This window comes from Ciceribacter ferrooxidans (assembly GCF_004137355.1).
Classification (GTDB): Bacteria; Pseudomonadota; Alphaproteobacteria; order Rhizobiales; family Rhizobiaceae; genus Allorhizobium; species Allorhizobium ferrooxidans.
This window is the reverse complement of record NZ_SDVB01000253.1, coordinates 586,725-601,532: the sequence shown is the minus strand read 5'-3', so window position 1 is coordinate 601,532 and position 14,808 is coordinate 586,725. Positions and strand designations below refer to the sequence as shown.

19 protein-coding genes are annotated in these 14,808 nt (G+C 61.7%); 5 read left to right on the top strand and 14 right to left on the bottom strand.

Annotation, left to right across the window (positions count from 1 at the left end; translation table 11 throughout):
* Positions 1-180 precede the first annotated feature (180 nt).
* The 14 genes from fliP to EUU22_RS19450 all read right to left on the bottom strand — a co-directional run bounded on the left by fliP (position 181) and on the right by EUU22_RS19450 (position 9,861).
* Positions 181-918: a flagellar type III secretion system pore protein FliP gene (gene fliP, locus EUU22_RS19515; RefSeq protein ID WP_129333634.1), complete on the bottom strand. Its 738-nt coding sequence runs from the start codon at positions 916-918 to the stop codon at positions 181-183.
* Positions 915-1,427, bottom strand: coding sequence for a flagellar basal body-associated FliL family protein (locus EUU22_RS19510; RefSeq protein WP_129333633.1), 513 nt, complete (start codon positions 1,425-1,427; stop codon positions 915-917). The genes fliP and EUU22_RS19510 overlap by 4 nt, the downstream gene beginning before the upstream one ends.
* 38 nt (positions 1,428-1,465) lie before the next feature.
* Positions 1,466-2,179 (bottom strand): flagellar basal body L-ring protein FlgH, encoded by a 714-nt coding sequence (flgH, locus tag EUU22_RS19505; protein ID WP_129333632.1) that lies wholly within the window; start codon positions 2,177-2,179, stop codon positions 1,466-1,468.
* Positions 2,176-2,721 carry a MotE family protein gene (locus EUU22_RS19500; RefSeq protein ID WP_129333631.1) on the bottom strand — a complete coding sequence of 182 codons (546 nt, stop codon included), beginning with the start codon at positions 2,719-2,721 and terminating at the stop codon, positions 2,176-2,178. Before EUU22_RS19500 ends, flgH begins: the two co-directional genes overlap by 4 nt.
* On the bottom strand, positions 2,718-3,812 hold the full coding sequence (locus tag EUU22_RS19495) for a flagellar basal body P-ring protein FlgI (protein WP_439329170.1): 1,095 nt from the start codon (positions 3,810-3,812) through the stop codon (positions 2,718-2,720). Before EUU22_RS19495 ends, EUU22_RS19500 begins: the two co-directional genes overlap by 4 nt.
* A gap of 26 nt (positions 3,813-3,838) precedes the next feature.
* Positions 3,839-4,324, bottom strand: a complete 486-nt coding sequence (flgA, locus tag EUU22_RS19490; RefSeq protein ID WP_129333629.1) for a flagellar basal body P-ring formation chaperone FlgA — start codon at positions 4,322-4,324, stop codon at positions 3,839-3,841.
* Positions 4,325-4,341: 17 nt separating this feature from the next.
* Entirely contained in the window at positions 4,342-5,130 is a 789-nt protein-coding gene (gene flgG, locus EUU22_RS19485) for a flagellar basal-body rod protein FlgG (RefSeq protein ID WP_129333628.1), read from the bottom strand.
* Positions 5,131-5,148: 18 nt separating this feature from the next.
* Entirely contained in the window at positions 5,149-5,490 is a 342-nt protein-coding gene (gene fliE / locus EUU22_RS19480) for a flagellar hook-basal body complex protein FliE (protein ID WP_129333627.1), read from the bottom strand.
* Positions 5,487-5,906 carry a flagellar basal body rod protein FlgC gene (gene flgC / locus EUU22_RS19475; protein ID WP_129333626.1) on the bottom strand — a complete coding sequence of 140 codons (420 nt, stop codon included), beginning with the start codon at positions 5,904-5,906 and terminating at the stop codon, positions 5,487-5,489. The genes fliE and flgC overlap by 4 nt, the downstream gene beginning before the upstream one ends.
* 3 nt (positions 5,907-5,909) lie before the next feature.
* Positions 5,910-6,296 carry a flagellar basal body rod protein FlgB gene (flgB, locus tag EUU22_RS19470; protein ID WP_129333625.1) on the bottom strand — a complete coding sequence of 129 codons (387 nt, stop codon included), beginning with the start codon at positions 6,294-6,296 and terminating at the stop codon, positions 5,910-5,912.
* Between the two features lie 74 nt (positions 6,297-6,370).
* The gene (locus EUU22_RS19465; protein WP_129333624.1) at positions 6,371-6,931 is read right to left on the bottom strand and encodes a flagellar protein; all 561 of its coding nucleotides are present in this window, start codon (positions 6,929-6,931) and stop codon (positions 6,371-6,373) included.
* Between the two features lie 2 nt (positions 6,932-6,933).
* Positions 6,934-8,334 (bottom strand): flagellar protein export ATPase FliI, encoded by a 1,401-nt coding sequence (gene fliI, locus EUU22_RS19460; protein WP_129333623.1) that lies wholly within the window; start codon positions 8,332-8,334, stop codon positions 6,934-6,936.
* A gap of 12 nt (positions 8,335-8,346) precedes the next feature.
* The gene (gene flgF, locus EUU22_RS19455) at positions 8,347-9,081 is read right to left on the bottom strand and encodes a flagellar basal-body rod protein FlgF (protein WP_129333622.1); all 735 of its coding nucleotides are present in this window, start codon (positions 9,079-9,081) and stop codon (positions 8,347-8,349) included.
* On the bottom strand, positions 9,082-9,861 hold the full coding sequence (locus tag EUU22_RS19450; RefSeq protein WP_129333621.1) for a DUF1217 domain-containing protein: 780 nt from the start codon (positions 9,859-9,861) through the stop codon (positions 9,082-9,084). It abuts the gene before it with no gap.
* Positions 9,862-10,040: 179 nt separating this feature from the next.
* Here EUU22_RS19450 and motA point away from each other — a divergent pair, with 179 nt between their 5' ends.
* From motA to flhB, 5 genes are all read left to right on the top strand, one after another.
* Complete coding sequence (gene motA / locus EUU22_RS19445; RefSeq protein WP_129333620.1) at positions 10,041-10,916, top strand: flagellar motor stator protein MotA; 876 nt, start codon at positions 10,041-10,043, stop codon at positions 10,914-10,916.
* Positions 10,913-11,866, top strand: coding sequence for a FliM/FliN family flagellar motor switch protein (locus EUU22_RS19440; protein WP_129333619.1), 954 nt, complete (start codon positions 10,913-10,915; stop codon positions 11,864-11,866). Before motA ends, EUU22_RS19440 begins: the two co-directional genes overlap by 4 nt.
* Positions 11,867-11,923: 57 nt before the next feature.
* Positions 11,924-12,505 carry a flagellar motor switch protein FliN gene (gene fliN, locus EUU22_RS19435; protein ID WP_129333618.1) on the top strand — a complete coding sequence of 194 codons (582 nt, stop codon included), beginning with the start codon at positions 11,924-11,926 and terminating at the stop codon, positions 12,503-12,505.
* A 29-nt stretch (positions 12,506-12,534) separates the two neighbouring features.
* Positions 12,535-13,575, top strand: coding sequence for a flagellar motor switch protein FliG (gene fliG / locus EUU22_RS19430; protein ID WP_129333617.1), 1,041 nt, complete (start codon positions 12,535-12,537; stop codon positions 13,573-13,575).
* A 147-nt stretch (positions 13,576-13,722) separates the two neighbouring features.
* Entirely contained in the window at positions 13,723-14,805 is a 1,083-nt protein-coding gene (gene flhB, locus EUU22_RS19425) for a flagellar biosynthesis protein FlhB (protein WP_129333616.1), read from the top strand.
* Positions 14,806-14,808 lie beyond the last annotated feature (3 nt).

Sequence of the window (14,808 nt, the reverse complement as noted above, 5' to 3'; positions counted from 1 at the left end):
GAACCCGACTGGTTAAGAAATCGTTATAGGGCACTTTTCCCACACTTGGCGGCATATTTCGCACAAGCATTTGTAAAATATATGTTATTTCTTGAAAAATCGCCATGGCGGCGGCCGGGTTCGTTAACCTCGGCCCTGCACAAGTCCGACACCAGAATGCCGGAACGACAGGAAAAACAGCTAGGAAAACGACCTGACGAGACTGCCCACCAGGAGATTCCAGCCGTCGATCAGAACGAAGAAGAGAATCTTGAACGGCAACGAAATCGAGGTCGGCGGCAGCATCATCATGCCCATCGCCATCGTGATGGTGGCAACGATCATGTCGATGACGAGGAACGGCAGCACGATCAGGAAACCAATCTCGAAGCCGCGACGGATCTCCGACAGCATGAAGGCGGGTACGAGGACGCGGTAATCGACCTTGTCGCCGGTGATCGCCGTCTGACCCCGTTCGTTGGCGATGTCGACGAAGAGCTTCAGGTCCTTGTCGCGCGTGTTCGCGGCCATAAATGTGCGGAACGGTTCGGCGATGCGCTGGACGGCTTCAGCCTCGGTCACCTGGTTGTCGAGCAGCGGCTGGACCCCATCGCGCCACGAGCGATCCATCGTCGGCGCCATGACGTAGAAGGTCATGAACAGCGCCATGCTCGTCAGGATCATGTTGGAGGGGGTCGTCGCGAGCCCCATTCCGGAGCGCAGGATCGAGAAGGCGATCACGAAGCGGGGGAAGCTCGTGACCATGATCAGGATGCCGGGGGCGACGGAAAGGACCGTCAGCAGTCCGAAGGTGCGGATGATCCACGCCGCGACCGACCCATCGATCGGCGCGTTCAGCAGGTTGGTCGGAAACTGCTGGGCGTGCGCAAGTTCCGGCACCGTCATCATGACGGCAAGCAAGAAGACGAATCGAATCATTCGATCACAAAGGTCCTGAACATCACTTTCGATACCCGCCCTTCCGAGCGAAGGTCAACACGCTCCGCGATGTCATCCCGCAGATACTGAAAACCCCGAGGGCCTTCCACCTGCTGCAGCGAGACCGTGCGCACATAGGCGAGGATGTCCTGATGGATCTGTTCGGCGAGCGCCGCGTCGGGCGTTCCCTTGAACATCAGCGCGACTTCGAGGCGGATCCAGCTCTCGGAGGGATAGGCGAGGTTGGTGGTGATCGGCTCGAGTTGGACGACTCCGTTCGCCTCGGTCGCGATGCGGGCGAGGCCCTCCTCGGCCTTGCCTCCGTGGGCGTCCGCCTTCGCCTCCTCCGTCCCCGCCTCAGCCTCCTGCGCGGCCTTGATGTTGGGAGCGATCATGGTGCCGACCAGCCAGCCGCCGCCGCCGCCGACAACCGTCAGTGCCGCGACCGCGGCAAGCATCAGCATGAGCGGCGACTTCTTCTTCGCTTCGGTTTCTTCCGCTTCTTCCATTGTCCCCGCGTCCGCTCCAGTTCGCTGCCTCGCCGACCTCAGATCGGCGAGAACAGATCGACGACCTGCTGGCCGACCGGCGGCTGCTGTACCTCGGTCAGGCGGCCACGCCCGCCATAGGAGATCCGGGCTTCGGCGATGCGGTCGTAGGAAATGGTGTTGTCCGCATCGACATCCTGCGGCCGGACGATACCGGCGACGTTGAGGATACGGATCTCGTGGTTGACGCGCACCTCCTGCGAGCCGCTGATCAACAGGTTTCCGTTTTCGAGGATCCCGGTGACGACGGCGGCAACGAGGAGCGTCAGCTTCTCCGACCGTTCCGTCGAGCCCTTGCCGGCCGTGCTGGTATCGGAACCGGACGACAGATCGCCGGTCGTGACCGGCGGCGTCCAGCCGAAGAGGTCAGCCTGGGTCGACCACTTCATGCCGCTCGAATTGGTACGGCTACGGTCCGTTTCGTTGTTGAACGAGGCCTTGTCGTTGATCTGGATGTTCACCGTCAGGATGTCGCCGACGTTGATCGCGCGCGAATCCTTGAAGAGTGCCGCCTGGGAGTCGCTCCAGAGCGAATAGCCGCTCGCCATCTGGCGTGGCTGCTTCGGATAGAGCGCCATCTGCGGCGTCTGGCTGTAGCGCAGGCCACTGCCGATCGGGCTCATCGACGGCGCGTTGCCGATCTCTTTCAACGTCTGGCTCTGGCAACCGGCCAGGAACAAAACAGCCAGAACGGCCGAAAAACGCTTCGTCATGAGGGGTCCCTCGAGGTGGTAGGATCAGCGGCGCTCGACATCACCCCTGCAACGATGGCAGCCTTCTCGGCGTTCATCTCGCTGAGGATCTGGCTCGACTGACGCGCCGGCAGCTTCATCACGATCGCGGCGGCCAGAACAGGATCGATCTTTTCCAGCTGGGGAGCTGCCGCATCCGCCTTCATGTTCTTGTATATCTCGATGAGATTGACCTCGGCCTGCTTCATGAAATCATTTCGGCGCTTCAGCCAGTCCTCGTATTCTGCCTTGCGGTCTTCGAGGATGCCGATCCGCCGGTCGACATCGGCCTGCAGCTTCTCGAGCTCCTGCTTCTGGAGCAGATAGCGCTGATCGCGCGCCGGGTCGGCGATGCTGGTGCAGAATTGCTGGACTTCCTGCTGCGTCGCGCCGCCGGCCGGCGGCGAGAGTGTGGCGACATCCTCGGCAAGAACGACGCCTTGCGGCGCCACGGTCAGGAAGGCCGCCAATGCGACAGTTCCGGTCAGCGAGTAACGGTTCTTACGATCGATGCTTTCCATCATTGCAGGACGAGCTCCGCCTGAAGGGCGCCGGCCGACTTGATCCCCTGAAGGATCGCGATGATGCCGTCAGGCTTGACGCCGATATTGTTCAATCCGCTGACGAGGGTCCGCAGGTCCGGACCGTCGACGATGGCGATCGGGCCTCCGTCCTTCTGGGCAAGGATATCCGTCTGCGGTTGCACCGCCGTCTGGCCACGCGAGAACGGCAGCGGCTGTATGATCTGCGGGGTTTCCGTAACCTGGACAGTAAGGGTCCCGTAGCTCACGGCGACCTTCGAGACGCGGACTTCGGCGCCGATCACGATGGTGCCGGTGCGTTCGTTGATGACGACCTTGGCGGGTGAATCCGTTTCGACGACGAGATTTTCGATCTCTGCCATCAACCGGGCGAGGTCTGCCTGACGCGGCTTCTGGACGACGACTTCCTGGGAATCGCGCGCTTCAGCAATGGGTCCGCCGTAGCGCGATCCCGCATAGGCGTTCACCGTCTCGGAAATCCGGATCGCCGTGGTGAAGTCAGGATTTCTCAGTTGCAAGACGAGATTGACTGAATCCTTGAACTTCGACGGAAGCTCGCGCTCGATGATCGCGCCGTTCGGCACGCGGCCCGACGTCGTGACACCTTCGGTGACGCTCGCAGCCTGCCCCTGCGCGTTGAAACCCGACACGATGACCGAACCTTGCGAGACGGCGTAGATCTGGCCGTCGGCACCGGTAAGCGAAGTCATTACGAGCGTGCCGCCCCGCAGCGAAGACGCGTCGCCGAGGGAGCTTACGGTCGCGTCGATCCGGCTGCCGGGGCTCGCGAAGGGCGGAAGCGTGGCCGTTACCATGACCGCTGCAATGTTCTTGGCGTTCGACTGGCCGCCCTGCGTCGATATGCCGAGGTTCTGCAGCATGGCCCTCAGCGACTGTTCGGTGAACGGCGAGGACCGCAGGCTGTCGCCGGTCCCCTGCAGCCCGACCACGAGACCGTAGCCGATCAGCTGGTTGTCACGTCCCGACTGCAGGGAGGCGATGTCCTTTATCCGCGAGGCGGTCGCCGCGTCGGCGCCGGAGACGCAAGTCAAGCCGAGAACCAAGCTGAGCAGGGCCAGCGCGCCTTTCCGTAGCAAGTTCATTTCGCCATCACCTGTACCGTACCATCCGCCATTACCGTGCCGCTGACGATCGCACCGGAATCAATGTTGCGAACCTTGATGACATCGCCGACGCCGGCATCCGTCAGTGGCGTTCCAGAGGCCGAAATCAGCATGTTGCCGAGTGCGAAGGTCAGGCGGACACTGCTGCCGCGCTTGATCGCATAGGCTTCGCGCAGCCCGGACAAGGGGATCGTCCGGCCCTGCAAGAGGGTTCGCTTGGTGACCATGCCGACCACCTGGTCGACGGAACTCGCATACCCCCCGGCGAGGTTGGGATTCGTGACTTTCACTTCCTCGACCTGCGAAACGGAGATCGTCTCGCCGGGATAGATGGTCTGCATCGGTACCACCGCATAGCCGTCCTTCGCCGCGGCCGGCGGAGTCTGGCCGAGCACGAAGGACGCGACAAGCACCGACTGCGCCATCGCTCGTGCGTATCTGGTGATCCGGCGAAACCTCATGTTTGCCTGCCTCCCGCCTACTTCAGGTTCTTGCTGACTATCTGGGCCATCTCGTCTGCGGTCTGGATGACTTTCGAGTTCATCTCATAGGCGCGCTGGGCGGAGATCATGTCGGTGATCTCCCTGACCGAATCGACGTTCGAGGACTCGAGATAGCCCTGTTTCAGGTAGGCGAAGCCCGGATCTTCGGGCGCACCGACGATCGGCTCGCCGGAGGCCGCAGTCTGCGCGAAAAGGTTGTCGCCGAGCGGCTTCAGGCCCGCTTCGTTGACGAAGTTGGCAATCGTGAGCTGCCCGAGCTCCGTGAAGTCGTTGCTGTTGCCGACGCGCGCGGAAACCATGCCGGTACGGCTGATGACCACTTCGCTGGCGTTTTCCGGAACGGTGATCGCCGGCGAGACGGCATAACCGTCGATGGTGACCAGCTGGCCGTCGGCATTGGTATTGAAGGCTCCCGAACGACTGTAGAGGATCGTGCCATCGGGCGCCTCGATCTGGAACCAGCCGCGACCGACCAGCGCTACGTCCAGTTCGTTCGAGGTCTGCGCGAGCTCGCCCTGCGTATGGATATTGCGAACCGCAGCGGTTTGCACGCCGAGGCCGATATTTGCGCCTTCCGGCACGATGGCCTGGTTGGCGCGGTTGGCTACGCCCTGGGTGCGCTCCGTCTGATACAGAAGGTCGGCGAACTCGGCCCGAGCGCGCTTGTAGCCGGTCGTGTTGATGTTGGCGATGTTGTTGGCGATGACCTCAAGATTGGTCTGCTGTGCATCCATGCCGGTGGCCGCGATGGCGAGCGCTCTCATATGTCCGTCCTTGGTCCGCTAGATCTGCATCTTGGTGATTTCGAGATAGGCCGTGACGATCTTGTCGCGCAGGGCGATCGCCGTCTGCAGCGACTGTTCCGCGGCCAGCACGGCATCGACGACCTCACGGGTGTTGGCCGTGCCCTTGATGCCTTCGAACGAAGTCACTTCCGCCTGCTTCAAGTTATTGACGGCATCGGTCGCCAAGCTCCCCAGCACACCAGCAAAACTCAGTCCCGTGGCGGCTCCAGGAGTGACACCATCCGCCTGTCCGGTGGACGTGCTAACGGACTCGCCCGAAAAGAAACCAAGTCCAGAGGAACGGGAAAGGGAAGTTACGTCTTCAGTCTTCTCAATCATTGCGAAGCTTTCAGGAGGTTGATGGTCGAGGAGATCAGGTCGCGCGTCTGCTTGACCGTCTGCAGGTTCGCCTCGTAGGTGCGGTTGGCCTCACGCATGTCGGCCATTTCGATCAGGACGTTGACGTTCGGCATCTTGACGTAGCCGCGCTCGTCTGCGGCAGGATTGCCCGGATCGAATTCCTCGATGAAATCCGAATCGTCTTCGCCAAGCCTCTTCACCGCCACAAGATCGGCGCCGCTCACCTTGTCGAGCTCAGCCCCGAAAGTGACCGTCTTGCGCCGATAGGGCTCCGCACCGGGCGTATCGCCGGTCGAGCGTGCGTTGGCTATGTTCTCGGAGACGACACGCAGACGGGTGGACTGGGCTTCCAGTCCACTGCCGGCGATCTTGAGGGCAGCTGACAACGGATCCATGGCTTACCTCTTAACAGTCATCAGCATCATGCGATGAAAGGACGTGACGAGAGCCGTGTTGAGCTGATGCTGGCGGCCGATTTCGCCTGCCTTGCTGAGTTCGTCCGCGAGCGCAACACTGTTGCCGGACTCGAGGACGCCGATTTCCTCGTTGAGGTCAGCTTCACGAACTTCCACGTCGTCGCCATACGCGCTCGCAGCGAGATGGGCGGGATGAGTCCTCGCCAAGCGCGGCACCGTCTCGTCGAGCACCGCACTGAAAGGGGTAACCTCCCTGGAGCGGTACTCGGGGGTGTTGGCGTTGGCAATGTTGCTGGCCACGACCTCCTGGCGAATGGAAAGCCATTCGGCTTGCCTGGAGGCCAAAGCGAACAACTGGATAGGCTGCATAGGCTTCACTCCGTCATTTTCTGGATGTGAACCTACGCACGTAATCTTGCGTGGGACTTACGGGTAGACGAACGTCAATCCGGCTCGTAGACGGCACCGGTAGAGCTGACGATCACCCACTTGCCGTCGCGTTGTTCCAGCGTCGCAACACGGCTGTTGTCGGGGAGAATCGAGCCGACGCGCACGATGTACATGCCGGAATTGTCCTCGATCAGGGCCCGGCCGTTGGCGACATGCAGCAGGCGGAAACCACTCTTGCCGGGGAACGGCTGCTGCTCTTTCAGTTCCTTGCCAGCCGCGTCTTCCTTGCCGATCTTGGAAACCGTCGCCGTCACCAGCGGATCGGTCTTCGGCCAGGCGACCTTCGGTCCGCCATCGTCCTTGTCCACCATCGCAAGCGGCGAGACACTGAAGACGTTGCGCCCGGGCGTTTCCGGCAGATCACGGGTATGATCGATCTCCGCGACGCGAATACCGAATTTCTCTTCATTGAAGAAGACATACCAGGGGAAGAACGCCGCCGCACAGGCGAGTGCGACCCCCGTGACAGCGAGAACACGGTCCGTCGTCGACATGGTCCGCGAGGTCTGCGACTTCAACGGCTCCGTCCGTTCGTCGGTATCGAATTCGGTCACGGCTATCCCCTCAGTTTTCCGGCGGCGGCTGGCAACGGCTGCGTCGCGGCCTGCTTTAATGCATTGGCAAGATCGGCGTAGGCGTCGATCGTCGGCTTATCTCCGGGGGTCTGCTTCAGCACCTCATAGATCACCGGTACCTGCTTGATCGCCATGTCGAGATCAGGATCGCTGCCTGCGCGATATCCCCCGATCAGGCGCAGGTCACGGGTCTCCTCGAACCGGTGGATGAGCGTCTTCAGGCGGGAGACCAGCTTTTCCTGATCCTCGCTCCAGGCCTTGCGCGCAAGACGCGAGATCGAGGAGAGCGGATTGATCGGCGGATAGCGTCCCTCTTCGGCGAGCGAACGATCGAGGACGACGTGACCGTCGAGAATGCCGCGCGTCGAGTCGGCGATCGGGTCGTTGTGGTTGTCACCGTCAACAAGGATCGAAATGATCGCGGTAATCGTCCCGGACCCCTCGGTGCCGGGGCCCGCCCGCTCAAGGAGGCGCGGCAGCTCGGTGAAGACCGACGCGGGATAGCCGCGCGCCACAGGTGGTTCGCCGGCGGCCATCGCCACCTCGCGGATTGCATGGGCGAAGCGGGTAACGCTGTCGACGATGAAAAGGACATTCTCACCGCGGTCGCGGAAGTGTTCGGCAATCGTCATGGCGGCGAGCGGCGCCATCTTGCGCAGCATCGGGCTTTCGTCGCTGGTGGCAACGACCGCGACCGACTTCTTCATGTTCGGACCGAGCGTATCCTCGATAAACTCGCGCACTTCGCGTCCACGCTCGCCGACGAGTGCGATGACGACCTTGTCGAAGGCGTCGGCCCGCGCCAGCATCGACAGCAGCGTCGATTTGCCGACGCCGGAGCCTGCGAAGATCCCGAGGCGCTGGCCGAAGCACAACGGCGAGAAGATGTCGATCGCCCGCACGCCGGTGCGAAAGCCCTGCTCCACCCGCCGACGCGCCATGGACGGCGGAGCGCTGTTGGAGACCGGACGGCGCAGAAGGCCGGGGGCGAGCGGCCCGCGACCGTCGATCGGCTCGCCCAGCGCGTTGATCGTGCGGCCGCACCAACTATCATCGGGGGCAATCCGGAAGGCGCCCTTGCGAATGACGAGATCATGGATGCCGATCGGTTCGCCCGGCTCGATCGGGCAGACATAGGCGACATCGGGCTCCACTCGCACCACTTCCCCGAGGTGGATACCCGTCGGGCTACGGTGGGCGACAAATTCGCCGAGCCTGACGTGCCGCGAAAGGCCCGCCACCGTGTAATGGCCGGCTGCGATCGTGCGGACGCGGCCTCCGTGCGTCACGGAGAATGCGGGGTCTGCGTAGCGGACGGCCAGCGCTGCGAGCTGGGTCAGCTTGCCGGAAAGGGCGAACTCGGCGGAGGCGGGATCAGACATGGCTCAGCGACCTCAGCTCGATCCGCCGAGCGTCTTGATCGCATCGTTCAGCGAGCTCTCGCTGTCACGCATCAGCGAGCTGACGCTCTCGAACGCACGGTTGACCTGGATGAGCTGGGTAATTTCGCTGATGCCGTTGACGTTGGAATTTTCGAGGTAGCCCTGCACCACGGAAATCTGGCTGTTGTCGATGACGGGTTGCGGCTGGTCGACCGTGGTGATGCCGCTGTTTTCGTAGCGGACGAACCCCTTGGCGATATCGGCGGAGAAGACGCCGAGGACCGCGACCTGGCGACCGTCCTGCAAAATCTTCCCGTCCTGGCCGACTGTTGGGGGTCCGCCGGCGCGGTTGAGCTGGATCGGGGTGCCGCCGGCGTCGAGCACCGGATAGCCGCGCAGGGATACGAGTTCCCCCGTCTCCTTGATGGTAAATCGCCCGTCGCGTGTCAGGACCTGCCCTGCCGGCGTGTCGATCGCAAACCAGGCGTCACCCTTGATGGCGAAGTCGAGTTCGTTGCCGGTGTGCTGCAACTCTCCTGCGCGCGTCGAGAGATAGTCGTTTCCCTGCGATACGAAGGCGATCTTCGCGTTGAGATCATTGTGGGTCCGGCTGAGGACTTCGTCGAATTTGACCTCTGTGCCACGAAAGCCGACCGTGTTCACGTTGGCGATGTTGTCGGCAATGGTCGTGAGACGCCGCTCGAGGGCGACCTGCGACGACAGGGCAACGTAGAGTCCCGATTGCACTTAGCTGCCTCCGAGCTTGAGAGAGTTGATGGAGATGAGAAGATCGGCCGAGATGCCGTAACCTGAAGAGGAACCGAAAACCGCGAGCGGATCGTAGTTTTCGGACGGGTGCTGCAGTTCCCACATCGCGGTGAACCGCTCGAGGAACAGCCCCGTTTTTTCCGGATCCTGGAAATCCTCGACGTCGATCATGCGACCGATGGTGGCGGCTTGCTGGTCGATATCCGAGCCTGCAAACTCCTCGGGCAGGCCGAGGGCCGTGCGGACCACCTGCGAGAGCGCGTCGTCGGCGAGAATGTCCATCGCCGAGGTGATGTTCGGCGCAGTGCGCTCGAAATAGAGAGCGAGCCGCACGCCGGTGTTGTCGGCACCGGCCTGCTCTTCGAGCGTCTGACGCATGTACCTGTCGACAACCCCTTGCTGGGCCCTGGTGAACGCGGTCGCAGCCTCGCCCTGTTCGGCAAAGTTCAGCGACTTCACAAGCTCCGAATAGCGGCTGTCGGCAAGCTGGTTGGCGAAGGATTCCTTGTCGGCGATACCCTCGGTCAGGACCTTGCGGATAAATGCCTTTGCGTAGGCCATATCTTCGAGGCCGTGCGCCTTCAGGGCATAGTTGTAGAGGCGGCTGTCGGCCATGAAATCGTCGATGGACTTCACGTCGCCGATCTTTGAAAGATAGTATTCCGTCTCCCTTGAGACGTCGGGGGCCTTTGCCACGCGTTCAAGGGAACCCGTAAGGTCACGGGTAATCAGCTGGTAGCTCGCATAAGTCGTCGTCACGGTCTTTTCCGCCTCTGGTGGACAATCGGGTCAGGCGTCCGTTATCGCCCTTCTTGCGGCAAAAGGCTTGCGCGAAGCTTTCTCTAGGTTCACAAACCGTGAAGCCCGCGGCATTCAGCCTCACGCAAGGCAAGGTCCGTATCGCTAGACCTGAAAATAACTGTCACCGCGGGCGCGACATGAGCATCATAATCGGACTTGTTATCAGTTTAGGCTGTATCCTCGGCGGCTACATGGCCATGGGCGGACATGTCGACGTCCTCATACAGCCCTTCGAACTCATGATCATCGGCGGCGCGGGTCTCGGCGGCTTCATCATGGCCAACCCCATCAAAGTGGTGAAAGACTCCGGAAAAGCCGTTGCCGAAGTTCTGAAGAACGCGGTTCCGAAAGAAAGGGACTATCTCGACGTGCTCGGGGTTCTCTATTCCCTGATGCGCGACCTGAGAACCAAGTCCCGCAACGAGATCGAAGCCCATATCGACAACCCCGACGAATCGTCGATCTTCCAGGCGGCGCCTTCCGTGCTGAAGAACAAGGAACTCACCGCCTTCGTCTGCGACTACGTCCGCCTCATCATCATCGGGAACGCCCGCTCCCATGAGATCGAAGCGCTGATGGACGAGGAAATCAATACGATCCTCACCGACAAGATGAAGCCTTACAACTCCATCTCGGTCATGGGCGACAGCTTCCCGGCCATCGGTATCGTCGCGGCGGTTCTCGGCGTCATCAAGGCGATGGGGAAAATCAACGAATCGCCGGAAGTCCTCGGCGGGCTGATCGGCGCCGCACTCGTCGGCACCATGCTCGGGATCATCCTCTCCTACTGCGTCTGCGGCCCGCTGGCTGCACAGATCAAGTCGGTGCGCACCAAGCAGCACCGCCTCTACATCATCGTCAAGCAGACGCTGCTCGCCTACATGAACGGTTCCGTGCCGCAGGTCGCACTCGAATACGGTCGCAAGACCATCTCCTCGCATGAGCGTCCGTCCATCGATGCGGTCGAGCAGGAAATGATGAATCCCGGCGGCGAAAACAAGGCGGCGGCATGACAATGGCGATGACCGAGAACAAGCCGGAGTCGGTGATGGACAAGGCTCTACTCGCGCGCCTCACCGGGGGACTGGGCGACCGGAAGACCGTCGAAAAACTCTGCAGCGATTTTGGCCACCTCTTCACCGAGTTCCTGCCGGACGTATTCCAGAGCGAAACCGGTCTGCAGGTCGAGGTCCATTACAACGGTCACGAGGCCGGCGTGATGAGCGAACTCATCGCCGAACTCGGCGACAACGTTGCGCTGGCGGACGGATCACTGCGCAACTGGAGCCCCAACTTCGTCATCGGTTGCGACAACGCCTTCATCATCACGCTGATGGAGAACCTGCTGGGGGCTCTTCCAGAAACGATCGAGGAGCCGATCCGGCGTCCTCTTTCGCGTATAGAGCTCGACTTGTCCGTCATGGTGACCGGCAAGATCGCCAGTGTTCTGCGTTCGGGCATCGACGTGCCAGGCTCCTTCGAGCCGCAACTCGGACGCCCGCACAACACCGAAGACCGTCCGAAGCTGGAGGAAGATCACGTCGACGAGTACGGCGCGGTGGTAAAGATGGGCGTCGAACTCGGCCCCGTCGCCTCCGAATTCTACGTCGTGATCCCGCAAAAAGCCCTGCTGAAGACCGTGGTCACGGTGCCGAAGTCGAGAAACCAGGCGGGCCAGAGCCGCAAGGAATGGGCCGAACAGATGGCCGAGCAGGTTCGCCGCTCTCAGGTGAAATTACAGGCGCGAATTCTGCTTCAGCCGTTGTCCCTCGACACGATCTCCCGCCTGGCGGTGGGCGACGTCATCGCCTTTCACGATCGCGGCGACGTCATGGTCGACGTCAGCGCCAACGGCAAGAATCTCTATCGCTGCGAGTTCGGGCGGGCGGGAGAACACTACACGGTACGCGTCAAGGACAACGTCAGCAGCGAAGACGAAATCCTGAGACATCTCATGGGCTAGCACATCAACGCTTCACCAAGGCAGGCTGAGGCAAGTTTCGACAGGAATTATGACTGCATGGCTACTAAGAAAACACCCGTACCCGATGAAGACGCGCTGTCCATGGTGACGTCTGACGACGCCTTCGACCAGGCGGTCGACGACCTGCGCGGCGTCCTGAAGAGTGATTCGGAAGGCACGCTGCCCGACTTCGGCAGCGACTTTTCCGCCTCGCCGATGGACACGGCGGATCTTTCCGCATTCGAACCGGACCTCGGCGGCTTTTCTGCCGCCGCCCCGGCTACAGTGAGCGACTTCGGCACCGACGCTTTCGGCGGCGATGCATTCGGCGGCGGCTTCGACGAGACCCCAGCGGTATCCTCATCGCAACCCGGCAGTGCCCTGACGGGCAACCTCAACCTCATCATGGATATCCCCATCGATGTCGAGGTCATCCTGGGCGCGAGCAAGATGCCCGTCTCCGGCCTCATGAACCTCGAGGAAGGGGCGATCATCACGCTGGACAAGAAGATTGGCGAACCTGTCGACATCACGGTGAACGGCCGACGCATCGCACGCGGCGAAATCACCGTGCTCGAAAACGACGATACCCGCTTCGGCGTCAAGCTGATCGAAGTAATGGGTAGCAAGACGCCCTGACCCATGACGGGCCAGAGAGGAAAAAGACCATGATGGACTTTGACGACTTCGGCAGCAACCTACCTGGAACACCCCTTTCCCAAGCGGACAAGGCTGCGGCCGTGCTGCTGGCGATGGGCAAGGGCGTCGCCGGCAAGCTGCTGAAGTACTTCACCCAGGCCGAACTGCAGACCATCATTGCATCCGCCCAGACGCTGCGCTCCATTCCGCCGGACGAACTCAACCAACTGGTCAACGAGTTCGAGGACCTTTTCACCGAAGGTGCCGGCCTGATGGACAACGCGAAGGCCATCGAGAGCATCCTCGAAGAGGGACTGACGCCGGAAGAGGTGGATGGCCTGCTCGGACGGCGCACGGCGTTCCAGACCTACGAGGAGTCGATCTGGGACCAGTTGCAGGATGCCGATCCCGATTTCATCGCCAAGTTCCTGATGCGCGAGCATCCGCAGACGGTCGCCTACATCCTGTCGATGCTGCCGTCCTCCTTCGGCGCCAAGGTGCTCCTGAAGTTGCCGGAGAGCCGTCGCGCCGACGTCATGAACCGCACCGTCAACCTGAAGAACGTCAGCCAGAAAGCGGCACAGATCATCGAGAACCGCGTGCAGGAATTGATCGCCGAGATCGCGGCGGAGCGCAATTCGGTGGGCTCGGCAAAGGTCGCGGACCTGATGAACGAGCTCGACAAGCCGCAGGTCGACACGCTGCTCAACTCGCTGGAGACAATCAGCAAGTCGGCAGTCGAGAAGGTACGGCCGAAGATCTTCCTCTTCGAGGATCTGCTCGCCATGCCACAGCGCAGCCGCGTGCTGCTTCTCAACGACGTCTCCGGAGACGTGCTCACCATGGCGCTGCGCGGCGCCTCGATGGAAATTCGCGAATGCGTGCTGTCCGCGATCAGCCCGCGTCAACGGCGCATGATCGAATCCGACCTGGCGACGGGCACCACCGGCATCAATCCGCGGGAAATCGCAATCGCTCGCCGCGCTGTGGCACAGGAGGCCATCCGGCTCGCCAATTCCGGTCAGATCCAGCTCAAGGAAGCCGAAGGTGATGCCCCGCAGGCCGCCTGATGCGGCCTTGCTGTTGAAAAGCCGGGCTGTCCGCCCCGGCCCGATTGAACGGGACCGGGCGGGCGGCTAGCGTCGTCTATCCCGATCAGCGCGCGTTCGGCGACCCGACGCCGCCTCGACGGGCAATGACGAACAAGGACACCGGGCTTGTCTGACGAACAGGACAAAGACAGCAAGACAGAAGCCCCGACCGAGAAGAAGCGGCGGGACGCCGCGGAAAAAGGCAATGTGCCTTCCTCACGCGAAATCCCGATCTTTGCGTCGGCTCTCGCCTTCTACCTTTATTCGGTTTTCTTCCTGCCGCAGGCCATGGGGCGACTCGGTGAGACACTGCGGGACCTTTTCGAACAACCGGACCAGTGGCGCGTCTTCACCGCAACCGACGTCGTCTCGCTCTTCGTCCATCTCGGTTGGGAAGCCGGTGCCCTGCTCTTCCCGGCGATGGCGCTCTTCATGGTCTTCGGCATCACGTCGAACGTCGTTCAGAACATGCCCTCGTTCGTGCTCGAACGTATTCGCCCACAGATGTCGCGGATCTCGCCGGCCAAGGGATGGGAGCGCCTGTTCAGCCTGCGCGGCTTCGTCGAATTCGGGAAATCCGTCTTCAAGATCGTCATCGTCTCGGCGATCATGGTAATGGCACTGCGCACCGAGTATTTCGGCGCCCTCGACGCGATGTTCTCCGATCCGCAGGTGATTCTGGTGAAATTCGCGGCGATCCTGAAGAAGATGATGATCGTCATCGTGCTTGCGACGGCGATCCTGGCGATCAGCGACTATGCCTGGACGCGCTACCACTGGTTCACCCAGCTCAAGATGACCAAGCAGGAGGTCAAGGACGAGCTGAAGCAATCGCAGGGCGACCCGATCGTGAAATCGCGACAGCGCTCGATTGCCCGCGACCGTGCGCGCCGCCGCATGATCGCCAACGTGCCGCGCGCGACGCTCGTGATCACAAACCCGACTCACTATGCGGTGGCCTTGCGATATGTGCGCGAGGAGAACGACGCTCCGGTCGTCATCGCCAAGGGTCAGGACCTCGTCGCCCTCAAGATTCGCGAGATCGCCCGGGCAAACGATATCCCCATTTTCGAGGACCCGCCGCTTGCTCGCTCCATGTTTGCGCAAGTCTCGATCGATAGTGTCATTCCGTCGATATTCTACAAGGCCGTCGCGGAGCTCGTTCACCGGGTCTACGCCGCGCAGGCCAGGAAAAAGCGGGTACGCTAATCG